This is a genomic window from Oricola cellulosilytica (assembly GCF_019966575.1).
In the GTDB taxonomy this organism is placed as follows: Bacteria; Pseudomonadota; Alphaproteobacteria; order Rhizobiales; family Rhizobiaceae; genus Oricola; species Oricola cellulosilytica.
Genome location: NZ_JAINFK010000003.1, coordinates 11599 through 34782, shown reverse-complemented (window position 1 = coordinate 34782; position 23184 = coordinate 11599). Strand labels below are relative to the sequence as shown.

Below are 23184 nucleotides of genomic sequence, written 5' to 3'. Positions count from 1 at the left end.
CCGGATGCTCGCACCTGATCGCATGATGGAAACCGTCATCAGGGCCGAGGGGCTCGATCTCACCTTCCAGACCAATGACGGTCCGGTCCAGGCGCTTTTGGATATCGATCTCGACATCCACAAGGGCGAATTCGTGTCGCTGATCGGCCCGTCCGGCTGCGGCAAGACCACGCTTCTCAGGGTAATCGCCGATCTCGAGAAGCCGACCGCCGGAACCATCACCGTCAACGGCATGACGCCGGAGGAAGCGCGGCTGAAGCGCGCCTATGGCTACGTCTTTCAGGCCGCCGCGCTGTTTCCCTGGCGCACCATCGCCGACAATGTCGCGCTGCCGCTGGAGGTGATGGGTCTCGACCGTGCCGAGCGTGAGCGGCGCATCCGGGAAAACCTTGCACTGGTCGATCTTGCCGGATTCGGGAAGAAATTCCCCTGGCAATTGTCGGGGGGGATGCAGCAGCGCGCCTCCATCGCCCGCGCGCTTGCCGTCCAGCCGGAGATGCTGTTGATGGACGAGCCGTTCGGCGCGCTTGACGAGATCGTCCGCGACCACCTCAACGAGCAGTTGCTGAAGCTTTGGGCCGCCACCCAGAAGACCGTCGTCTTTGTCACCCACTCGATTCCGGAGGCGGTGTTCCTGTCGACCCGGATCGTCGTGATGAGCCCGAGGCCGGGCCGCATCCATGACATCATCGACTGCGATCTCGGCGACGACCGTCCGCTCGATATTCGCGAGTCCCCCGAGTTCCTGAAGATCGCCCACCGCGTCCGCGACGGTCTCAGGGCAGGGCATGCCTATGAGGGGTGAGGTAAACTTTTGAGTTTTCGCAGCGACATGGAACCGTGGATTATAGCGGCCCTGAATCTGCACAAGGGGCGTGCAAACGTGACCGCCATTGCCAAGTATATCTGGGAGAATCATCGAGAGGAAATCGAGAAACACCCCACAGCGCTATACACATGGCAGTACGACATGAGATGGGCCGGCCAGAACCTCCAAAAGATGTCTGCGGAGCAACGAGAGGGGAGTGAGCATTGATCCGCGCCCGCATCCTCCCGGTTCTGACGATCGTCGCGGCGATCATCGCGATCTGGTATGCCGCCGCGGTCTTGCTCAATGCGCCGTTCGAACGCGACCAGGCGCGCCGGGCCGGAAGCGACATCGCCTTTAGCCAGATCCTCACCAATACGATGGCGCAGGAGCGGCCGGTTCTGCCGGCGCCGCACCAGGTCGCCGCCGAGATCTGGGACACCACCGTCAACAAGAAGATCACATCGAAGCGCAGCCTCGTCTATCATGGCTGGATAACGCTGTCGGCCACGCTGCTTGGTTTCGTCATGGGCACCGTGCTCGGCATCCTGCTCGCCGTGGGAATTGTCCATAGCCGGGTTCTCGACAAGTCGCTGATGCCCTGGATCATCACCTCTCAAACGATCCCCATTCTCGCCATCGCGCCGATGATCATCGTCGTCCTGAACTCGGTCGGCGTTACCGGGCTCGTGCCGAAAGCGCTGATCTCCACCTATTTGTCCTTTTTCCCGGTCGCCGTCGGCATGGTGAAGGGCCTCCGCTCGCCGGAAGCAATGCATCTCGACCTGATGAAGACCTACAATTCCAGCCGCTCCGACGTTTTCTGGAAACTGCGCTGGCCGTCTTCAGTCCCGTTCCTGTTCGCCTCCATGAAGGTTGCCATAGCGATCAGCCTGGTCGGTGCGATCGTCGGTGAACTGCCGACGGGCGCCGTTGCCGGTCTTGGTGCGCGGCTGCTGGCGGGTTCCTATTACGGCCAGACGGTGCAGATCTGGTCGGCGCTCATCGCCGCGGCGGCCATGGCCGCTGTTCTCGTGACGATTGTCGGCATGACGGGCGCTTGGCTTAACCGCCGGATGGGAATTCGCGAGGCGGCGCAATGAGCGGGATCGGAATTCTCGTCGCGTCGCTCGTCTTCTGGGTCGCCGCCTGGTTCGTCAACAGCCGGCTTGCGCTGATTCATACCCGCAATCGGTCCGTGATGACCGCGGTCAATCTGGCGATACCGCTTCTGTTCGGGCTGGCGCTGCTGGCCCTTTGGGAAGGCGTTACGCGCGGGCTGAATGTCCCAACCGTGCTTTTGCCTCCGCCCTCGATGATCTGGGAGCGTATCGTCAATTCAACCGCGATACTCTGGGCCGATTTCCGCCAGACGTATCTCAAGGCCGTTATCGCCGGTTATCTGCTCGGATGCGGCTCCGGCTTCGTCGTCGCTATCCTTGTCGACCGGTCACCCTTCTTCAAGGCCGGAGTCATGCCCGTCGGCAACCTGGTGTCGGCGCTACCGATCATAGGCATCGCGCCGATCATGGTAATGTGGTTCGGCTTCGACTGGCCGTCGAAAGCCGCGGTCGTCGTCGTGATGACGTTCTTTCCGATGCTGGTGAATACCGTTGCCGGGCTTGGCGCGGCTGGTCACATGGAGCGTGACCTGATGCGCACCTATGCATCGAACTACTGGCAATCTCTGTTCAAGCTTCGCCTGCCGGCGGCGATGCCGTTCATCTTCAATGCGCTGAAAATCAATTCCACGCTGGCGCTGATCGGCGCTATCGTGGCCGAATTCTTCGGCACGCCGATCGTGGGGATGGGTTTCCGCATCTCCGCCGAGGTGGGCCGTTTGAACGTCGACATGGTCTGGGCCGAGATCTTTGTCGCCGCACTGGCCGGATCGCTCACCTACGGGCTCATTGCCCTGATCGAGCGGTCGGTAACCTTCTGGCATCCGTCCAACAGAAACTGAGCACAATAAGACGGGATGGCGGTGCCACCACGTGAGAGTTCACAAAGGGAGAACGGAAAATGAGGAAATGGATTGCACTGGCCGCGGGGGTCGCCATTGCGGCAACCGCTACAACCGCGCAGGCGGCGGAGAAACTGACCCTGCAGTTGAAATGGGTTACGCAGGCCCAGTTCGCCGGCTACTACGTCGCCAAGGACAAGGGCTTCTACGAGGAAGCCGATCTTGACGTCGAGATCAAGCCGGGCGGACCGGATATCGCACCGCCGCAGGTGATCGCCGGTGGCGGCGCGGACGTCATTCTCGAATGGATGCCGGCCGCTCTCGCGGCGCGGGAAAAGGGTGTGCCGCTCGTCAACATCGCCCAGCCTTTCAAACGCTCGGGCATGATGCTCACCTGCCGCAAAGAAACCGGCATCGAAAGCCCTGAGGACTTCAAGGGCAAGACGCTCGGTGTCTGGTTCTTCGGAAACGAGTTTCCGTTCCTTTCATGGATGAGCCAGCTCGGCATTCCGACGGAAGGCGGTGAGGATGGCGTCACGGTTCTGAAGCAGGGCTTCAATGTGGACCCGCTGATCCAGAAGCAGGCCGACTGCGTTTCGACCATGACCTACAACGAGTACTGGCAGGTCATCGACGCGGGTTTCGCGCCGGAGGATCTCGTCGTCTTCAACTATACGGACCAGGGCGTGGCAACGCTTGAGGACGGCATCTACGTTCTCGAGGAAAGCCTGGAGGACCCGGAGATGGTCGACAAGCTTTCGCGCTTCGTCAATGCCTCCATGAAGGGCTGGGACTATGCCTGCGAGAATCAGGACGAGGCCGCCGAGATCGTTCTCGATAACGATGCGACCGGCGCGCAGACCGAGAAGCACCAGAAGCGCATGATCGGCGAGATCTGCAAGCTGGTCGACGGCTCCGACGGCACACTCGACGTCTCGTCAGCGGAAACGACCGTCGAGTCGCTGCTCAGCGGCGGTTCCGATCCGGTGATCACCTCGAAGCCGGAAGGCGCCTGGACCGACAAGATCACCTCGATGATGCAGTAATTCCGGGTGGTATCCGTGAGAGGGCGGCGCTTTGGCGCCGCCCTTTTTCGTTCCGGTCGAATTTGGTGGACACCGGGTCCTGATTTGCGCGACTATTTCAAGGCGTTGATCGTCCATTAGATGGATGGAGTACCGCACATGTCCACGGTTGAAAAAAACCAACCCCGTGTATCGGGAGTCGAGACGCTCCAGTTGGAGATGGACCACGAAATCATTGGCGGGCTCGATGCCTATGCGGCGACACTGAGGGACACACCGTCGCGTCCCGAAACCGTCCGCCGGATTGTCCGCGATTGGCTGCGCGCACACGGCCACATGCGGCCCGCCGGATCGCGCGGCGGCACGAGGCCCGAGGATCTGAACTCCGCCAACGACGACTGAGCAAATAGGTCATCGTGGCGGTCGCAGCATCGTCCGGTTACGGATCGACCGCCGGCATGGCCGCGAAAAGGTGGATAAGTTTTTTGCCCGGTTCTCGCTAACGCATTGTCCTGACTGGTTATTATATTTTTTCCGCCGAAAACTTATCCACACCTCCCCGGCCTGCCGCATACTGTTCCCGTCTCTCGCAGGAAGCCTGGGTGCACACCGGCAAACAGGGAGAGGCCGGCGCCTGACGGGGCGGGGAGAGGTCCCTGCCTGGGTGATGAGCCCCCACGTCGGGCCGGAAGAAGGTTTGCGGTGTTGGAGCGACCCCGCCCGAAAGGGTGTGTCGAAAAGCGGCTTGCCGCCGACGACAGTGACGCCGGCGTAGCGCCGGTGGAACGGCTAGCTCCTCAATCCCCGCCCGGCCAAGAGGTTCCGTCGCTTGCGGACCGAAGGTTTAACCGCCGGGGCAGTCGGGACGAGCGATCTCCCAGCGCCAATGCATTCCCGAACCGGAAGAACGCCGAAGGGGCGGTCGGAAGATCGCACATACATACTAGACAGAGCGATCCCCCGACCGCCCGTCTTCCTGATCTTTGAAATGGCCAGACCGGAAACGGGGCGTGGCAACCAAGAGGCGCGCCCGCAGGGCCCGGTCGCTCGCTGACGGCGGGACAGACGACTCGCAGCGGCGATGGAACCGGGTGGGCAGATCGATGAACGAACCTAGCCGCTATCCCTCTCGCGTGAGGACGATGTCTGCGTCGGCCGAATTATCGAGAACGTATTGGGCATTCGGGATATCATTTTCCATCGCCCGCCGCTCCGCCTGTTCTCTCGTGTGGTCGTGACCGAGCCAGCGGTCGATCAGGCGGCGCTTCAGCGTTTCCATGCCGGGATTGAGGAATACGGTCAGGTCGAACAGCGGGAGCATTTGCGACCACGGCTCCTCGTCGAGCAGCAGGTAGTTGCCTTCGACGACCAGTATACGGTCATCGATTCCGGCCAGCCACGCGCAGTTGATGGAGATGTCGCGCCTGCGGTCGAAGGCGGGAATGGCGACCCGGTCCTCGCCGGCGCGCAGGCGTTTCAGCAGGCTTAGGAACCCGGCGGCGTCAAATGTGAAGGGTGCACCCTTGCGGGGCCGGATTCCCTCCGCGTCGAGGATCGCATTGTCGTAGTGAAACCCGTCCATGGGAACGGTGACCGCGCGTTCGCCCTGGGCGCGCAGTTTCCCGGTGAGCGCTTCCGCGAAAGTGGATTTGCCGGCTCCCGGCGGACCCGCCACCGCGACAATCACCCGATCTGCATTTTTTGCTTTGTTCTGAATCGCTTGCGCGATGTTGCTGATATCGCGATTCAAGCCGCCAGCATCTCCGGATCGGGCTCTTTCGCGCCGGTCATGAATGCCACCGCATCCGACATGGAATAGTCCCCCGGCTTGATCACGCACAGGCGCTTGCCGAGCCGGTGGATATGGATGCGGTCGGCCACTTCGAACACGTGCGGCATGTTGTGCGAGATGAGGATGATCGGAATGCCGCGAGACTTCACGTCGAGGATCAGTTCGAGGACCCGGCGCGATTCCTTTACGCCCAGGGCCGCAGTCGGCTCGTCGAGAATGATCACCTTCGAGCCGAACGCCGCGGCGCGGGCCACCGCAACGCCCTGGCGCTGGCCGCCTGAAAGGGTCTCCACCGCCTGGTTGATGTTCTGGATCGTCATCAGGCCGAGTTCCGAAAGTTTATCCCGCGCGAACTTCTCCATCGCCGGGCGGTCGAGCTTGCGGAACCACTTGCCCATGACCCCAGGCTTGCGCAATTCGCGGCCCATGAACATGTTGTCGGCGATCGATAGAGCCGGCGACATGGCAAGCGTCTGATACACGGTCTCGATGCCTGCGCCGCGAGCGTCTAGCGGGCTCGCGAACTTCACCTTCTTGCCATCGAGGAAAACTTCACCTGCATCGGGTGTCACGGCGCCCGACACGGCTTTGATAAGCGTCGACTTGCCGGCGCCGTTGTCGCCGATCACGCCAAGGATCTCGCCCGGATAGAGATCGAAGTCGCAATGATCGAGGGCGGTCACCTTGCCGTAGCGCTTGACTAGGTTGCGGCCTTTGAGAATCGGTTCCATCAGACAGACACCTTTCTGATCCACTGGTCGACCGCGACGGCGGCGATAATGAGAAGCCCGATCAGCAGATACGTCCACTGGGCGTCCGCGCCGAGCAGCCGAAGTCCGAGTGTGAAGACGCCGACGATGAGCGCGCCGAACAACATCCCCATGATCGAGCCGCGACCGCCGAAGAGCGAGATGCCGCCGATCACCACGGCCGTGATGCTCTCGATGTTGCCGAGCTGGCCTGAAGTCGGTGAAACCGATCCGATGCGGCCGATCAGCGCCCAGCCGGCGAATGCGCAGATGAGGCCGGATAGCATGTAGACCGAAATCAGAGTGCGTTTGACCTGCACGCCTGAAAGCTCCGCCGCCTCGGGATCGTCGCCGACCGCGTAGACATGACGTCCCCAGGCCGTGTGCTTGAGAACGTATGCCAGCACCACCACCAGCAGCACCATGAAGATCACCCCGACGGTCAGCACTGCCCCGCCAATTTGGACCTTTGCGCCGAACAACTGAAGCATCGGCGCTTCCGCGGCGATGTCCTGGCTCCGGATGGTCTCGTTGGCGGAATAGAGAAAGTTGGTGGCGAGCACGATCTGCCACATTCCGAGCGTGACGATAAAGGGCGGCAATTTGACCTTCGCGACCAGCCAGCCATTGATGAAGCCGCACAGCGTCCCGCAGGCAAGGCCGAAGGCTATGGCCATCGGTGCGGGTATCCCGTACCGGAAGGTGAACTGCCCCATCACGACGGAACTCAGCACCATGATCGCACCGACCGAAAGGTCGATGCCGGCGGTGAGGATGACAAGGCTTTGAGCGGCACCAAGGATGCCGACGATCTGAACCTGCTGAAGGATGAGCGTCAGCGCAAATGGCGAGAAGAATTTTGATCCGAGAAGGATGCCGAAAATGATGATCGACAACAGCAGCACGATCAGAGGGACAAGGGAGGGGGTCACATGCAGCGCGTGCTGCACCTTGTGAATCAGACCATGGCGATCATCGTCGAATTCGGCGATGCCTTGTGCGCTCTGGCCGATGACAGATTCGTAGTCATCACTCCTCGAGGTTGTCTCGGACATCTCGCTCCCCATTCTTCTCAAGCGGGCATCTTACGATATTTCGCGTAAGTTCACAGACAGCCTCGACCAGTCGCGGAGGCTGTGGGGGAGGGGCGCGCCTAGAGCGGCCCCTCCGCGGCAATGAAAATCAGGCTAGCGGGATCAGCCCCAGCACTTGTCCATGCCTTCTTCGACGGAGATCGAGTCGACACCATCGACGGGTTCGTCCGTGACGAGAGCAACGCCAGTGTCAAAGAAATCCTTGCCTTCCGTCGGCTGCGGCTTGGAGCCGTCTTTTGCCCAGGCAGCGATCGCCTCGATGCCGAGCGAGGCCATAAGCAGCGGATATTGCTGCGAGGTTGCGCCGATGACGCCGTCCTTGACGTTCTGAACACCCGGGCAACCGCCATCCACGGAAACGATCAAGACGTCACCCTCGCGACCGATCGCTTTCAAGGCCTCATAGGCACCTGCTGCGGCGGGCTCGTTGATCGTGTGCACAACGTTGATTTCGGGATCGGTAGCCAAGAGGTTCTCCATGGCCCTGCGGCCGCCCTCTTCGTTGCCGTCGGTCACGTCGCTGCCCACGATGCGTGGATCGCTCTCGTCGCCAATGACGTTCGGATCAGCCAGATCGATGCCGAAGCCGTCGAGGAAGCCCTGGTTGCGGAGAACATCCACAGTGGGCTGGCTCACGTTCAGATCGAGTGTTGCGATCTTTGCGTCCGCAGCCGCGTCGCCGAGCTTGCCCTTCGCCCACTCGCCGATGAGAACGCCTGCCTTATAGTTGTCGGTGGCGAATGTTGCGTCGGCGGCATCGATCGGGTCGAGCGGCGTGTCGAGGGCGATCACGAGAAGTCCCGCATCACGCGCCTGTTTAACAGCGCTGACAATGGACGAGGTGTCGGAAGCGGTCAGCAGAATGCCTTTCGCACCGTCGGCAATGCAGGTTTCGATAGCCGCGACCTGCGTTTCGTGGTCACCGTCCACCTTGCCGGCGAAGCTCTTGAGTTCAATGCCGAGCTCCTCGGCCTTGGCGGTCGCGCCTTCCTTCATTTTCACGAAGAACGGGTTGGTGTCCGTCTTGGTGATGAGACACGCGCCGATCTTGTCCTGGGCGCTGGCCGGAACGATCGCCGCGACGCTCATGGCAAGGGCGGCAACGGTGGTGGCGAGTATTGTCTTTTTCACGATGTTCCTCCCGGAGTTTGTCAGGTATCCGGACCAATCCTGAGCCGGATGAGGTGCCTGCTAGGGCGCGCTTGGTCGAGGGCGCCTTAGCAGTGAACCCGAACGTCAGGGAACACCAAACAAAGTCACCTGTCAATAACTAATTCATGTTGATTTAATTATTGACAGGTATGGCGCCGCGCTGCATTCTTTCCTGGCGGAAGAGCGCAGGTCGGGGCGGGTGAGGGCTTGCCGAATTATAGCGTTTTCCTCGCGGGAGGTATCTGATGAATTCATCGGACGTGGGCGGCCGCAGCGTGGCGGAGGCGGGTTCGGGCTTATTGCGCGGAACCAATCAGAGCGGCGTGCGCGCCCACAACGAAAAGCTTGTCTTGACGATTCTCGGGCGTTCCGGACCGCTCGCAAAGTCGGAACTGACGCGAAGAACCGGACTTTCTGCGCAGACAATTTCCGTCATTATGCGCCGGCTGGAGGCGGACGAGCTTGTCATGCGAGGTACGCCGCAGCGGGGCCGCATCGGGCAGCCGTCGACGCCGATGGCGCTCAATCCAAACGGCGTCTTCTCAATGGGGCTCAAAATTGGAAGACGGAGCACGGATCTCGTGCTGACGAATTTCCTCGGTGAAGTAATAGATCGCGCTGCCCGGACACATCGCTATCCCGACCCGGATCAAACGACCAGATTCGCTCACGAGGCCATAGCGGAACTAACCGGCCGTCTCAGCAAATCGGAGCAATCCCGGATTGCCGGTCTCGGGATTGCGATGCCATTCTATATGTGGAGCTGGGCCCAAGCGCTGGGCGTTCCGGACGAGACAATGGTCGGCTGGCGGACCGCCGATATACGCGGGGATCTCGCGTCGCGCTACGAGTTTCCTATTTACCTCGAGAACGACGCATCATCTGCTTGTGCTGCGGAAGTTGCGTTTGGGCAGTCCAATGGCCCTGACGATTATCTCTATTTCTACGTCGGATATTTCATTGGCGGCGGGGTCGTCTTGGACGGCGCATTGTTTACGGGACCCGGCGGAAATGCTGGGGCTCTGGGGCCCATGCCGGTGCCGGGAAAGGACGGCAGGACCTGCCAACTGATCGAAGTGGCCAGCCTGTCCGAACTCGAACGCCAACTTGCGAAGGGTGGTTTGGAAACGAGTTCGCTCTGGGAAAGCTCAAGGGACTGGGAGGTCGATCCGGATATTCTGGAAAACTGGATCGCATCGGCAGCCGCGGGGCTCGCCCATGCGATTACCGCCGCATGTTCGGTGATCAATTTTTCGGCAATCGTCGTGGATGGCTGGGTTCCCGTCGCAATCAGGGCCCGTCTCGTCGAGGCGGTAAAGCATGAACTCGGGTCTCTCAACATGACGGGCCTTGAAACTCCCGAAATCCGGGAGGGCTCCGTCGGAGCCGATGCGAGGGCGCTTGGCGCTGCCAGCCTCCCGCTGTTTGACCGCTTCATGGTGGATCGCAGCGCATATCAGATGACTCCCGCCTAATACCGTCAGATCGGCGCGCGTGGAGACATTGACAGCGGGGGGGCGGTTGATTTCAGTGCGCGATCACTGCGACCGGATCTCGAGGAACCCCATGGACAGGGCCGAACACGTGCACGAGCGCTTTCTTGAGCGCGTGGGTGCCGCTGACTTTCCGACTGGCCTGTGCGTTGGCGAGGATGTCGTGGGCCGGGAGCGAGCCATCGGCATTTTCCGCTCGCAATGCGTCTCGCGCCATCTGGACCGAATGGGCCGCAAGATGCAGAAGGCGGGACAAGGCTATTACACGATAGGTTCGTCCGGCCATGAAGGCATGGCCGCTGTCGCAGCGGCACTGCGTCCAGACGACTTGGCGTTCTTGCACTACCGGGATGCCGCTTTTCAGATCGAACGCTCGTCGCAACTGTCGGGAGTGGATCCCGTCCGTGACATACTCCTCAGCTTTGCATGTTCGGTAGATGATCCGGTCTCAGGCGGCCGGCACAAGGTGCTCGGTTCCAAGGAATTGATGATCCCGCCGCAGACCTCGACTATTGCAAGCCACTTGCCCAAGGCGGTTGGGGCAGCCTATTCGATTGGACTGGCAAAGCGGCTGAAGCCTGAGCATCAGAGGCTCGCGCCAGACAGTATCGTCATGTGTTCGTTCGGGGATGCGTCGGCAAACCATTCAACGGCACAGGGCGCGTTCAATACCGCTTGCTGGACCAGTTTTCAGTCCGTTCCGATGCCGCTTCTCTTTGTCTGCGAAGACAATGGCATCGGCATTTCGGTGAAGACTCCGAGCGGCTGGATCGCAACCAATTTCACGGCGCGACCCGGCTTGAAATATATGCGTTGCAATGGCCTCGATCTATTCGATGCTTATCGCGTCGCGAAAGAAGCCGCCGATCACGTCCGCACCCACAGAAAACCGGTTTTCCTGCATGTCGAGACTGTGCGTCTCTACGGGCATGCAGGCTCCGATCTCGAAGCGGCCTACCTGTCGCGCGAAGACATCGAGCGCGCTGAGGCGAACGACCCTCTCGTTTGGTCGGCCGGCCTGTTGGACTTGGCCGGATATCTTTCGCCCGATCAGGCTGTTGCGATCTATAATGAGACTGAAGCGGCTTGCGAGCGGGAGATGTCTGCCGTCATCACGGCCCCACGACTGCGCACCGGAAAGGATGTTGCGGCAAGTCTCATTCCGCCGGTGAGATTGTGTAACGTAGTAAATGGATCGGCCGGCGAGGCGCGCGCAAGAGCATTCGGGGCCGACGCCAAGGCATTGGCAGAGCCGCAACCGATGGCAAAACTGATCAATTGGGCGCTGACGGATCTGATGCTGCAGCATGGCGAGATCGTCGTTGCTGGCGAAGATATCGGTGCGAAGGGCGGCGTCTACGGCGTCACGCAGAAGCTGGCCGACCGGTTCGGCCGTCATCGGGTGATAGACACAATTCTCGATGAACAATCGATCTTGGGTCTCGCGATCGGAATGGCGCATAACGGACTCATCCCGATCCCGGAAATTCAGTTTCTCGCCTATCTCCACAATGCCGAGGACCAGTTGCGCGGTGAGGCGGCGACGCTGTCGTTCTTTTCGAACGGACAGTTCACCAATCCCATGGTCGTCCGCATCGCCGGGCTGGGGTATCAAAAGGGGTTTGGCGGGCACTTCCACAACGACAATTCGCTCGCGGTTCTGCGCGACATCCCGGGCCTGATCGTCGCATGCCCGTCCAATGGCGCTGACGCGGCGATGATGCTTCGCGAATGCGTGAGGCTGGCGCGCGAGGAACAGCGGGTTGTCGTGTTCATCGAGCCGATCGCGCTTTATCCGATGCGCGACCTTCACGACGAGAAGGACGGGCTTTGGATGCGGTCGTATCCGGTACCCGGCGAACGGATTCCGTTTGGACAGGTCGGTGTAGACGGGGAGGGTACCGATCTGGCGATCGTGACCTACGGAAACGGTTGCTATCTCGCTCACCAAGCACGCTCCATGATTGAAGACAAACTCGGAGCAACGGTCCGGATCGTCGACATTCGGTGGCTGGCCCCGCTGCCGGAACCCGGCATCCTCAAGGCGATCGAGGGTGTAAGCCACGTTTTGATCGTAGATGAATGCCGTCGAACGGGCAGTCAGTCTGAAGCCCTTATGGCTCTCTTAGCTGAAAACGATATTGGGTCGTTCTCGCGTTTGACGGCGGACGATTGCTTCATCGCAACGGGGCCGGCATATGCTGCGACCCTGCCCTCCACGGACGGCATCGTAGCCGCAGCCCAGGCACTGCTTGCGGGCGGCTGAAGATCGGGGCACCAAGCGACCGGATCCACTACTGTTCCGAATATCGTCCTCTGTTTCGGTTTGAGATTTGGTGGAAAAACCCGCTCAATTCAGTTAATGACACACGGGTCATTAACGTGTATGCTTCCCGTTACCCTAACTCCGTATTGACGGCCCGAACATGAACGTGTCGATGCCAAATAAGAAGGTAACCGATCGACCTTCCAGCACACTTGACCTGCCGCTTGTCGTGGTCGAGCGCGATGTCGGGGGCGCTCCAGCCGGGAAGGCGCGGGCCCGGCTGGCTCGCCGGGTTGTGATCATTCCGATCGCGATGGCTGTTCTGTTTTCGGGCGCTGTAATCGGGATGTATTTCCAGCCACCCGCACTAAGGCAGTTTTTCCAGATCACCGGCCTTGTGCCAGGCGGGGGAACTGGTGTGCCGATCGCGGTTCCTGCCGTGACGTCGGATGAACCACCCACCACGATGCGGGATGTTGTGGCTCTCGGACGTCTGTTGCCGCGTGGCAAGCTAATAACCGTTGCACTACCCTTTGGGGCGGGCGACGCGCGCATCGCTGAAATGCGGGTACGCGAAGGAGACCGCATCGATGCGGGTGGGGTCATCGCCGTTCTCGATAACCTCGATCAGTTGAAAAGCGCGGTCGATGCCGCCCGCGCCACAGTCAAAGTGCGTGAGGCCACATTGATCCAGACACGCTCGGCGGTGCGAGCGAGCCTGGAAGAGGCGCGCGCTTCGCTGCAACGGGCGGAGGAAGCCGCGGTGAACACTGATGCGGATTTGGCGCGGGCACAGACTCTGTTCGATCGCGGAATCATAACGACTGCCGCATTGGAGAGGGGGCGCCTCGCGGCGACACAGGCCGAACGGGATGTAGAACGCGCACGCGCAACGGTGTCGCGCTTCACCGAGACAAGTGAGGACCTTCAGCCAGACGTGCTTGTCGCCGAGCGGAGCTTGGATGCCGCCAACGCAGAACTGGCGCGTGCGGAGCGCGACCTGTCAAAGGGATATGTACGAGCTCCATCCACCGGAACGGTGATTGCGGTCCACGTCCGTGCTGGCGAGAAGCCAGGCCAGGACGGTGTTGCCGATATCGGCAATATCGACCAGATGACGGCCGAACTAGAAGTTTATCAATCGATGATCGGCAGGATTTCCATTGGCGACAAGGTTATCATGGAGGGTGATGCGCTGCAGGAGCCGTTGACTGGTACGGTTTCCGAGATCGGATTGGAGGTGGGTCGACAAACCATAGTCGCGGACGAGCCCGCGGCAAACACCGATGCGCGCGTCGTCGACGTTACCGTTGAACTCGACAAGGACTCCTCGCAGCGCGCCTCGCGGCTGACGAATCTGGAAGTTGTTGCGCACATCACCCCCGGTGAAAGCCGTTGACGAACGCACTCGCGCGTGTGCTTGGCCGCTTGCCCATCGGTTGGTTGCAGCTTGTGCATAGCAAAACGAGGCTCGCCGCCGCCGTTGCAGGCGTCGCATTCGCCAACGTCCTCGTCTTCGTGCAACTCGGTATTTTTGGCGCGCTCAGCGAGACGATTCTGGTAACGTACGAGTTGTTCGACGCGGATATTCTCATCTCGGCAAATGACGCCAATACATTTCTCGAGGGAAGTAACGTGGCGCGCCAACGTACATATCAGGCGCTCACCGTGCCGGGCATCGCCGCTGCTCTACCTGTTTACACCGCGCTCACGGAATGGACCCAGGACGACGGCAATACGAGTTCTCTGCAGGTAATCGGAATCGATCCCGGCGCGGCCCGGTTCCTGCGGCAGGATTTGCGCGAAAGGATCCCGGAACTGGCGATACTCAATACGGCGCTACTCGACGTTAACACTCGAGGTGTTGACGCGGAACTGATGGACACCGTGAAGAGCGGACGATCGATCGATTTCGAACTGAACGGGCGCACCATTACGATCCGAGGGGCGGTATCCTTCGGTGGTGGGTTCACCGCAGACGGTTACCTTTTCGTGTCGGACCAAACATTTCTCCGAATATTTCAAAAACGAATTTCCGGGGCGCCGGACCATATTCTCCTCAAGGCGACAGCCGGTGCGGGTGTCGCGGCGATCGTCGACCAACTGAATTTGATTTTTCCGCGAGACAATTTGCGTGTTCGAACTCTGGAACGGGCGGCGCAGGAGGATCTCGCTTATCAAACGACGGAACGTCCGATCGGGCTGATCTTCGGCTTTGGCGTGGTCATTGGCGTGATCGTGGGCATCGTAATTGTCTATCAGGTGCTCTCTACCGATGTGGCGGACCATATGCGAGAATACGCGACCTTCAAGGCGATCGGATACCGCCAGCGGTTTTTCCTCGGAATCGTTCTTGAAGAGGCGGTTATTCTTGCGCTCTTCGGTTTTGCTCCCGGCATCTCTATTAGCTGGTTCATATATGGCGTTCTTGGCCAAAAGTCGGGGCTTCCGCTAGAAATGAGCGTTGCGACGGCAACGATGGTGCTGATCGGCACAATCCTGGCTTGTACTTTTTCTGGCGGCATCGCTACACGTCGGCTCGCCAGTGCCGATCCCGCCGATCTTTTTTGATGGCAAACGTGATGAACGTGCACTCCTCTGTTCCGACAGACGCCGGATCGAGACATCCGGTGGCGATTGCTGGCTTAAATCACTGGTTCGGAGAGGGAGAGGCGCGCAAGCAGGTGATTTTCGATGTCAATATGCGGATCGAAGGAGGCAGCCTTACCATCCTGATGGGTCCCTCCGGGTCCGGAAAGACCACGCTGCTGACGCTTGCGGGTTGCCTTCGGGACGTTCAGGAGGGCAGCGTCAAGATGTTTGGACAGGAACTCTACGGGGCGTCCGAGCGCGAGCTGGTTGCGAACCGTCGCCGGATGGGTTTCATCTTTCAGGCGCACAACCTGCACGAAAGCCTCACGGCGACGCAGAATGTCATGATGGGGCTTGAGGTCCATGGGCGCGACGATCGAGGTCGTTATCTGGAGGCTTCCCACCATCTGCTTGGGCTGATGGGGCTTGGCGATCGCTTCGACTATCTGCCTTCAAACCTGTCCGGGGGGCAGAAACAACGCGTGGCGGTTGCACGCGCACTTGTCGGCAATCCCGATATCGTCTTCGCGGACGAGCCGACAGCAGCTCTCGACAAGGACTCCGGCGGCAGGGTGATCAGGATGCTTAAGCGCCTGGGCGCCGAGCGGGGAACAACCACCGTTATGGTGACGCATGACAATCGCATCCTGGAACTTGCCGACCGTGTCGTCACACTCGAGGATGGGAGGGTCGTCGATGATTCCGCTCACTGATACCTTGCTAATCCGGCGTCAGTTCGGCTGCTTGGGAACCGCTCACGCATCGGAAAGTTGCCTTTCAGAATGTCTTACCGGATCGAAACCGAAGAATGCCTGATCGGAATTTCAACGAAGCATCACATGCTCCCAAGCGTAGGCGGCGGCGACGCAAGGAGGCGCGACCGGCAGAGCTCATCGAGGCCGGATTGCTGGAATTTTCAGAGAAGGGATTCGCCGCCACCCGACTCGAAGATGTCGCTGCCCGTGCGGGCGTGGTGAAAGGCACCATCTATCTATACTTCGACAACAAGGAAGCGTTGTTTCGGGCGGCCGTCCGGTCGAACGTATTACCCGCAATTGACAGCGTCACCCATCTGCTTGACGCTTACCAGGACGACACCGAAAGTCTGCTCAGGCTGGCCTTTCAAACTATCTACGCAAGGCTGATCTCGGGGGAGGTCCGCATCATCCTGAGGATTGTGCTCGCGGAAGGACCGCGCTTTCCGGAAATACTGGAATTCTACCACGCGAACACGATCTCGGTCGCTAAGCGGCTTATTCGCAGAATTCTTGAACGCGGCGTGGCACGGGGCGAGTTTCGTGCGGATCTCGATGTGGAGCAACCGCTCGTCGTCGCAGCTCCCGCAATCGTGGCTGGATTGTGGATGACGACGTTCGATCGACTAGAGCCACTCGACATCGAGGCATATTCAAGGGCGCATGCGGACATCATTATGAATGGGTTGTTGCGCCGTCCGTGACAATCGTTGAACATCACCGTGATCGGCGGCAAAGGAGCGACGATCTTCGGGAGGACCCATGAAGCTTGCGACCCTTAAGAACGGTTCGCGCGACGGCCGGCTGGTCGTCGTCTCGCGCGATCTTACGAAATGTTCGGACGTCCGTCATATCGCGCCAACGCTTCAGGCTGCACTCGACAACTGGGCAACGGCCTCACGACGACTCGAGAACGTGGCTGAGGGGATCGAAGCTGGAGCGCAGCCCACTGAGCGCTTCCACGAGCATGATGCGATGTCTCCTTTACCGCGCGCCTTCCAGTGGGCCGATGGCTCGGCTTACGTGAACCACGTGGAACTGGTGCGTAGGGCCCGCGGCGCCGAAATGCCTGCCAGCTTCTGGACCGATCCATTGATGTATCAGGGTGGTTCCGACAGCTTCCTTGGCCCGCGTGACGCTATTTGCATGCCGGACGAGAACTGGGGAATAGACTTCGAAGGGGAAGTTGCCGTCGTAACGGGGGATGTCCGGATGGGAGCCGGTCGGGATGAAGCGCGAAAGGCGATACGATTGCTGATGCTGGTCAATGACATCAGTCTGCGCGGCCTTATTCCGGCCGAGCTCGGCAAGGGTTTCGGTTTTTTCCAGTCAAAGCCATCAAGCGCCTTCTCGCCTGTCGCGGTTACGCCGGACGAGCTGGGTGAGGCTTGGGATGGCGCCAAACTTTCGCTGCCACTGAACGTCGACTTCAACGGAAAGCCATTTGGCCGCGCAAACGCGGGCATCGACATGACCTTTGATTTTGGCCAGTTGGTCGTTCATGCCGCAAAGACCCGCCGGTTGGGAGCGGGCACAATCATAGGTTCGGGGACGGTTTCGAACAAGGTTGAAGGGGGGCCTGGCAAGCCCGTTTCAGAAGGCGGAGCCGGATACTCCTGCATCGCCGAAATCCGGATGATCGAAACGATCGACGATGGAAATGCAGCTACCGATTTCATGACGTTTGGCGACACAGTTCGCATAGAAATGAAGGATCCCCAGGGACACTCCATTTTCGGAGCAATCGAACAGACAGTTGAGAAATATGACGGCTAAGCAATTCGCCTCAGCCGGCGATCTCGCCGATAGAGCGGTATCCTTCACAGAGATTGGACCTGATCTGTGGGCCTTTACGGCCGAAGGCGACCCGAATTCAGGCGTCATTATCGGCGATGATTGCGTCATGGTCATCGAGGCTCAGGCGACCCCGCGTCTGGCATCGAAGGTAATCGAAAAAGTTCGATCGGTGACCGACAAGCCGATCACGCATCTTGTTTTAACCCACTATCATGCCGTGCGGGTGCTCGGCGCCTCCGCCTATGGCGCCCAACAGGTCATAATGAGCGAAAAGGCCCGCTCAATGGTCGCTGAACGGGGGCAGGAGGACTGGGACTCCGAGTTCGCCCGGTTTCCCCGGCTGTTCCAGGGCCACGAGAGCATTCCGGGCCTGACGTGGCCGACCACAACGTTCAATGACCGTATGACGGTCTACCTCGGGAACCGTCGTGTCGACCTGATATTTCTCGGTCGCGCCCACACGGCCGGCGACATCGTTGTTTATGTGCCCGACGCAAACGTGATGTTCACGGGCGACATCGTGGAGTACAAGTCTGCCTGTTATTGCGGAGACGGTCATTATCATGACTGGCCCGCGACGCTCGAGCGTATCCGCCGCTTCCAACTGGACTCGATCGCGCCGGGCCGAGGTGACGCCTTAGTAGGGCCGGAAATGGTGAACAGTGCGCTCGACTCGACCGCTGACTTCCTTCGTTCCAGCTACAGTCCTGCCGCGCGCGTTGCGCTTCGCGGAGGGTCTTTGAAAGAGGCTTGGGACGCGGTGCGTGAAACCTGCGATCCGAAGTTTTCCGATTTCGCAATTTACGAGCATTGCCTGCCGTTCAACGTGGCGCGCGCCTATGATGAGGCACTCGACATCGACACGCCGCGAATCTGGACCGCAGAGCGCGATCGCAGAATGTGGGACGCATTGCAAAGTTAAGAGATGTTCTGGCTGGCTTATCTCGCCCTGACGGTCATCGCGTTGTTCGGATATATCCGGCTACTCGCGATCGCCTTCAGGTATGAGAAAGTGCGAAACCACTGGCCCGAGGAGGCTGCGTGGCAATGGTTTCTTTCAATGCCGCGGCCCGACAAGCGATGGCACTATCTGACCGTCACTCTCAAGGAGGCAGCCCGTGCCGAAGGCCGCTCTGGTGCGTGGAGGTCCGGAATGGGGTGCCTCTATCTCGCGTTTTTCGGAATGATCGGTGTCGGGATTTTGCACGCGGTTAAATCAGTTTGACGACCCAAGCGAGTGAGGGCACAGATGGCGAGATATGCTTATGAGCCGTTTCCCTATGAAATGCCGCCAGAACTGCGTGGGGGCGCAATGGGCGATGCGCCAGTAGCGATCATCGGCGCCGGACCGATCGGATTGTCATTGGCGATCGATCTCGCACTCCAGGGCGTGAAGAGCATTGTTCTCGATGATAACGATGTTGTGTCGATCGGAAGCAGGGCGATTTGCTGGGCAAAGCGTACGTTGGAAATTTTCGACCGCCTCGGTGTTGGGGAGCGAATGCTGGAGAAGGGGGTAACCTGGAAGGTCGGACGCCTGTTTCATGGAGACAGGGAAGTCTATTCGTTCGATCTGCTGCCTGAGAACGGGCATAAATATCCAGCCTTCATCAACCTCCAGCAATATTACGTCGAGCAGTATCTCGCCGAACGCTGCCGCGATTTTCCTGATCTGATCGAACTTCGCTTCAAGAATGAGGTCTTCGGACACAGAGATTACGGAGACCGGGTTGTTGTGCGCGTCTCCACTTCCGATGGTCCTTACGAGCTTCAGTGCCGCTATCTCGTGGCTTGCGACGGTTCACGCTCGCCCACGCGGCAACGCATGGGTCTGACATTCGAAGGGCACAGTTTCGAAGAGCAGTTCCTTATCGCCGACATCGAAATGGATGAAAGTCCGTTCGGCAGCGATGCCGCTGAGCGCTGGTTCTGGTTTGAGCCGCCGTTCCATGATGGACAATCGTCCCTGCTGCACAAGCAGCCTGACAATATCTACCGGATCGACCTGCAACTTGGCCCTGACGCTGACGTCGAGCGGGAACTGTCGAACGAGACAGTGGTGCCGCGGTTGAAGCGCATTTTAGGAGACAAGCAATTCACGGTCGACTGGTTGAGCATTTACAAGTTTACCTGCGCGCGACTTGAGCGGTTCGTGCATGGTCGCGTGATTTTCTGCGGAGACAGCGCACATGTTGTTTCGCCGTTCGGGGCGCGGGGTGGCAACGGCGGCATTCATGATGTTGATAATCTGGGCTGGAAGCTTGCCGCTGTCGTGAAGGGAACGGCGGATGAGGCGCTGCTGGCGAGTTACGACAGGGAACGTGGGTACGGATCGGATGAGAATATTCTGCATTCCAGCCGTGCCACCTCTTTCATGACGCCAAAGTCGGATTTGGAGCGGTTGTTCCGGGACGAGGTGCTCGGTCTCGCTACAGATCATTCCTTCGCGCGCAGACTGATCAATTCCGGCCGGTTGTCGGTCCCATGTTCGTTGGAGGCTTCCGATCTTCAGACCCCATCTGAATTCGCTTTGGTGCGTCCGGGAATGCCCGTCGTTGATGCGCCACTTGAGACAAAAAATGGCCCCCGCTGGCTCGTAGAACTTATAGGCAATGATTTCGTTGCCGTTTCGTTTGGCAACGGCGACGATCCCGAGTTGCGTGGCGTCCCGCACATTCGCGTTCACCCGAAAGGCTCCCGGCTCGACCATACCGGTTTTGTTGATGTGACGGGGATGGCTCTTGAGCGCTACGGAGAAGGTCTGACCTACCTGTTCAGGCCAGATGCTCACGTCGCTGCGGCTTTCCGTCACCCTGGCTCGAAGGCCATCCTGAAGGCGCGCCAGCGAGCCGTTGGGCAGAAAACTCTCCAGGCGGCGGTATAGATCGATGGAAAAAAACCAAATTAATTTGTCGGAAGACCGCCTAGGGCCGCATGGCGATGAATTCTACCAGGAGTTGCTTGACGCTCATGAGGGCCTGTCTCTCGAACAGTCGGTCCGTCTGAATGCGCGGCTGATCCTGCTGCTTGCAAATCAGGTGGGTGACATCTCGGTGTTGAGGGCCGCGCTCGCGACTGCTCGCAGGACAGCCACGTAATCGCTTCCACCGTTCAGGGGAATTGAATTACCGGCGGGCGCTCTCAGAAACTGCGCTTGTGAATTCGTAACCTCAGGCTCGGTGCGTTTCTGTGGCAAAAGCTTGGGTTGGGCGGCGCACATTGGGGCTTGACCTTCCAGTGACTGGAATAATTATATCGAGCAAATTGCTGCGAAAGGATCCGCCAATGAGCGCGCACGACCATTCCCATCATTCCCATAACGATGGATCGCATGAGGCATCGGGCCATACCGGCTGCAACCATGAGCCCCATTCAGAGAATGCGGTTCTCGGACCCGAGGAGGGAACGGCTATCGACTCCGTATGCGGCATGACAGTCCGTGTGGACGCCGGCAAGCCCCGTCACGAATACAAGGGCGATGAGTATCACTTCTGCAGTCAGAGATGCCATGACCGCTTCGAAGCGGATCCGTATTTTTATGTCTCGGGGAACCACAAGAAGAAGACGACGACCGAGCCGAAGAGCGCCCTTTACACCTGCCCGATGCATCCCGAAATCGTCGAGGAAAAGCCAGGATCCTGCCCGATCTGCGGAATGGCGCTGGAACCGATGAGCGGTACCTCCGACGAGCCGAACCACGAACTAATCGACTTCACGCGCCGCATGTGGGTGAGCGCCCTTGCAGCCGTGCCCCTGGTGATCCTGGCGATGGGGCCGATGATCGGCTTGCCGGTGAGCGAGTGGATTGGCAAGGAAGTCTCGATCTACCTCGAATTTGCCTTGGCGACCCCGGTCATCCTCTGGGCGGCATGGCCGTTCTTCCATCGGGGTTGGTCGTCGATCAAGACCTGGAACCTGAACATGTGGACGCTGATCATGATCGGCGTCGGCGCGGCATATGCGTACAGCGTGGTTGCCACGTTCTTCCCCGGCCTATTTCCGCCCGGGCTTCTGATGGAGGGCGGCCATCCACCGGTTTATTACGAAGCGGCTGTCGTTATCGTCGCCCTCGTTTTTGTCGGTCAGGTGCTTGAACTGCGCGCCAGGGAGCGGACCGGCGATGCGGTGAAGGCGCTACTCGATCTCGCCCCGAAGACGGCTCGCCGCGTGACGCCGGATGGTGATGAATACGACGTGCCACTCGAGAACATCCTGGAGGGTGATCTCGTTCGCGTCCGGCCTGGTGAAAGTGTGCCCGTAGACGGTGTGGTCGTGGAGGGGCGTTCCTCCGTGGACGAGAGCATGCTCACCGGCGAACCGCTGCCGGTGGAAAAGATCGAAGGCGAGCCGGTTACCGGGGGCACGATGAACAAGAACGGCTCTCTTGTTGTTGAGGCGGGCAGGGTTGGGGAAGAAACCATGCTTGCGCGTATCGTCGCGATGGTCTCGTCGGCGCAGCGCTCGCGCGCGCCAATTCAGGGGCTGGCCGACAAGGTCGCCTCGTACTTCGTGCCAACCGTCGTCGCTATCGCCGTTATTGCATTCGGGGTCTGGATCACTTTCGGCCCGGATCCGGCCTTCATCTTCGCAATCGTCTCGGCGGTGTCGGTGCTGATTATTGCCTGCCCCTGTGCACTCGGTCTCGCAACTCCCATGTCGATCATGACCGCCACGGGCCGGGGCGCACAGGCCGGGGTCCTTATCAAGGATGCCGAGGCGCTGGAGCGCATGGCAAAGGTCGACACGCTGGTTGTGGACAAGACTGGAACGCTCACAGAAGGCAAGCCGAAACTTACCGATGTGGTCGTGGCAGGAGACTTCAGCGAGGAAGAGGTGCTGAAGCTGGCAGCAGCGCTCGAAAAAGGATCCGAGCATCCGCTCGCGGAAGCGATCGTCGCCGGAGCTGAGGATCGCGGAATAAAGGCCCCGAAGGCATCGGAGTTCGAGGCCATCACTGGAAAAGGTGTGAAAGGCCACGTCGGCGGCCGGACGGTCGTCCTCGGAAACATCTCCATGATGGATTTCGCCGGCGTGGACCCTGCTTCGATCTCGGTGGCGGCCGACCGCCTTCAGTCGGACGGAAAGACGGCCATGTATGTCGCTATCGAGGGACGGATCGCCGGCATCGTCGCGGTCGCCGATCCGATCAAGGAGACGACCGCGCAAGCGATCACGGAACTTCACCGGGCTGGCCTGCGCATCATCATGGCGACCGGTGACAACGAACGCACCGCGCGAGCGGTGGCCAAATCGCTGGGCATCGACGAGGTTCGCGCAGGTGTCCTGCCGGAGGACAAGCAGGCCTTGGTCGACGAGCTCCACGCCAGCGGCAAGAAAGTTGCGATGGCGGGTGACGGCGTCAATGATGCGCCGGCCTTGGCCTCAGCCGAAGTCGGAATCGCGATGGGCACAGGTGCGGATGTTGCTGTCGAGAGCGCCGGTATCACATTGCTTCGTGGCGACCTGCGGGGAATCGTGAGGGCGCGTCGCCTTGCCCAAGCGACGCTGTCGAATATCAAGCAGAACCTGTTCTTCGCCTTCGCCTATAACTCGCTCGGCGTGCCCATCGCGGCGGGGATCCTCTATCCCCTGACCGGCACACTGTTGTCGCCGATCATCGCGGCCGCGGCGATGAGTCTGTCATCGGTGTCGGTGATCGGAAATGCGCTGCGCTTGCGTAGTCTAAAACTTTGACGGG

21 protein-coding genes are annotated in these 23184 nt (G+C 59.9%); 17 read left to right on the top strand and 4 right to left on the bottom strand.

Features of this window, described 5'->3' with window-relative positions; all coding sequences use genetic code 11:
* Positions 1 to 4 precede the first annotated feature (4 nt).
* The 5 genes from LC298_RS07735 to LC298_RS07715 all read left to right on the top strand — a co-directional run bounded on the left by LC298_RS07735 (position 5) and on the right by LC298_RS07715 (position 4198).
* The gene (locus LC298_RS07735) at positions 5 to 805 is read left to right on the top strand and encodes an ABC transporter ATP-binding protein (RefSeq protein ID WP_223385592.1); all 801 of its coding nucleotides are present in this window, start codon (positions 5 to 7) and stop codon (positions 803 to 805) included.
* 227 nt (positions 806 to 1032) lie between these two features.
* Positions 1033 to 1911, top strand: coding sequence for an ABC transporter permease (locus tag LC298_RS07730; RefSeq protein WP_131566032.1), 879 nt, complete (start codon positions 1033 to 1035; stop codon positions 1909 to 1911).
* Positions 1908 to 2771, top strand: coding sequence for an ABC transporter permease (locus tag LC298_RS07725; protein WP_131566029.1), 864 nt, complete (start codon positions 1908 to 1910; stop codon positions 2769 to 2771). Before LC298_RS07730 ends, LC298_RS07725 begins: the two co-directional genes overlap by 4 nt.
* Before the next feature lie 59 nt (positions 2772 to 2830).
* Positions 2831 to 3817: an ABC transporter substrate-binding protein gene (locus tag LC298_RS07720; RefSeq protein ID WP_131566025.1), complete on the top strand. Its 987-nt coding sequence runs from the start codon at positions 2831 to 2833 to the stop codon at positions 3815 to 3817.
* A 138-nt stretch (positions 3818 to 3955) separates the two neighbouring features.
* The gene (locus tag LC298_RS07715) at positions 3956 to 4198 is read left to right on the top strand and encodes a hypothetical protein (RefSeq protein ID WP_131566022.1); all 243 of its coding nucleotides are present in this window, start codon (positions 3956 to 3958) and stop codon (positions 4196 to 4198) included.
* Between the two features lie 718 nt (positions 4199 to 4916).
* Here LC298_RS07715 and LC298_RS07710 read toward each other — a convergent pair.
* From LC298_RS07710 to LC298_RS07695, 4 genes are all read right to left on the bottom strand, one after another.
* Positions 4917 to 5546 carry a nucleoside triphosphate hydrolase gene (locus LC298_RS07710; protein WP_131566019.1) on the bottom strand — a complete coding sequence of 210 codons (630 nt, stop codon included), beginning with the start codon at positions 5544 to 5546 and terminating at the stop codon, positions 4917 to 4919.
* The gene (locus LC298_RS07705; RefSeq protein WP_131566016.1) at positions 5543 to 6319 is read right to left on the bottom strand and encodes an ATP-binding cassette domain-containing protein; all 777 of its coding nucleotides are present in this window, start codon (positions 6317 to 6319) and stop codon (positions 5543 to 5545) included. The genes LC298_RS07710 and LC298_RS07705 overlap by 4 nt, the downstream gene beginning before the upstream one ends.
* Positions 6319 to 7392, bottom strand: coding sequence for an ABC transporter permease (locus tag LC298_RS07700; protein ID WP_199223207.1), 1074 nt, complete (start codon positions 7390 to 7392; stop codon positions 6319 to 6321). The genes LC298_RS07705 and LC298_RS07700 overlap by 1 nt, the downstream gene beginning before the upstream one ends.
* A gap of 141 nt (positions 7393 to 7533) precedes the next feature.
* Positions 7534 to 8562, bottom strand: coding sequence for a sugar ABC transporter substrate-binding protein (locus LC298_RS07695; protein ID WP_199223206.1), 1029 nt, complete (start codon positions 8560 to 8562; stop codon positions 7534 to 7536).
* A 266-nt stretch (positions 8563 to 8828) separates the two neighbouring features.
* Between LC298_RS07695 and LC298_RS07690 the strand changes: the two genes are divergently transcribed.
* The 12 genes from LC298_RS07690 (at position 8829) to LC298_RS07635 (ending at position 23180) form a co-directional block, all read left to right on the top strand.
* Entirely contained in the window at positions 8829 to 10058 is a 1230-nt protein-coding gene (locus tag LC298_RS07690) for an ROK family transcriptional regulator (protein ID WP_131566011.1), read from the top strand.
* Positions 10059 to 10149: 91 nt separating this feature from the next.
* Positions 10150 to 12342, top strand: a complete 2193-nt coding sequence (locus tag LC298_RS07685) for a dehydrogenase E1 component subunit alpha/beta (protein ID WP_131566009.1) — start codon at positions 10150 to 10152, stop codon at positions 12340 to 12342.
* Between the two features lie 172 nt (positions 12343 to 12514).
* A complete protein-coding gene (locus tag LC298_RS07680) occupies positions 12515 to 13741 on the top strand; it encodes an HlyD family efflux transporter periplasmic adaptor subunit (protein ID WP_158284695.1) in 1227 nt (408 codons plus the stop codon).
* Positions 13738 to 14913: an FtsX-like permease family protein gene (locus LC298_RS07675; RefSeq protein WP_131566003.1), complete on the top strand. Its 1176-nt coding sequence runs from the start codon at positions 13738 to 13740 to the stop codon at positions 14911 to 14913. Before LC298_RS07680 ends, LC298_RS07675 begins: the two co-directional genes overlap by 4 nt.
* An 11-nt stretch (positions 14914 to 14924) precedes the next feature.
* The gene (locus LC298_RS07670; protein ID WP_131566000.1) at positions 14925 to 15647 is read left to right on the top strand and encodes an ATP-binding cassette domain-containing protein; all 723 of its coding nucleotides are present in this window, start codon (positions 14925 to 14927) and stop codon (positions 15645 to 15647) included.
* 95 nt (positions 15648 to 15742) lie between these two features.
* Positions 15743 to 16393 (top strand): TetR/AcrR family transcriptional regulator, encoded by a 651-nt coding sequence (locus LC298_RS07665; protein WP_131565996.1) that lies wholly within the window; start codon positions 15743 to 15745, stop codon positions 16391 to 16393.
* 58 nt (positions 16394 to 16451) lie between these two features.
* Positions 16452 to 17465 carry a fumarylacetoacetate hydrolase family protein gene (locus LC298_RS07660; RefSeq protein WP_131565993.1) on the top strand — a complete coding sequence of 338 codons (1014 nt, stop codon included), beginning with the start codon at positions 16452 to 16454 and terminating at the stop codon, positions 17463 to 17465.
* A complete protein-coding gene (locus LC298_RS07655; RefSeq protein ID WP_131565991.1) occupies positions 17455 to 18408 on the top strand; it encodes an MBL fold metallo-hydrolase in 954 nt (317 codons plus the stop codon). Before LC298_RS07660 ends, LC298_RS07655 begins: the two co-directional genes overlap by 11 nt.
* Positions 18409 to 18411: 3 nt before the next feature.
* A complete protein-coding gene (locus LC298_RS07650) occupies positions 18412 to 18711 on the top strand; it encodes a hypothetical protein (RefSeq protein ID WP_131565988.1) in 300 nt (99 codons plus the stop codon).
* A gap of 24 nt (positions 18712 to 18735) precedes the next feature.
* Positions 18736 to 20370, top strand: coding sequence for an FAD-dependent oxidoreductase (locus LC298_RS07645; RefSeq protein ID WP_131565985.1), 1635 nt, complete (start codon positions 18736 to 18738; stop codon positions 20368 to 20370).
* 4 nt (positions 20371 to 20374) lie between these two features.
* Entirely contained in the window at positions 20375 to 20584 is a 210-nt protein-coding gene (locus tag LC298_RS07640; protein ID WP_131565982.1) for a DUF2783 domain-containing protein, read from the top strand.
* Between the two features lie 187 nt (positions 20585 to 20771).
* A complete protein-coding gene (locus LC298_RS07635; protein ID WP_131565979.1) occupies positions 20772 to 23180 on the top strand; it encodes a heavy metal translocating P-type ATPase in 2409 nt (802 codons plus the stop codon).
* The last annotated feature ends 4 nt before the right edge of the window (positions 23181 to 23184 follow it).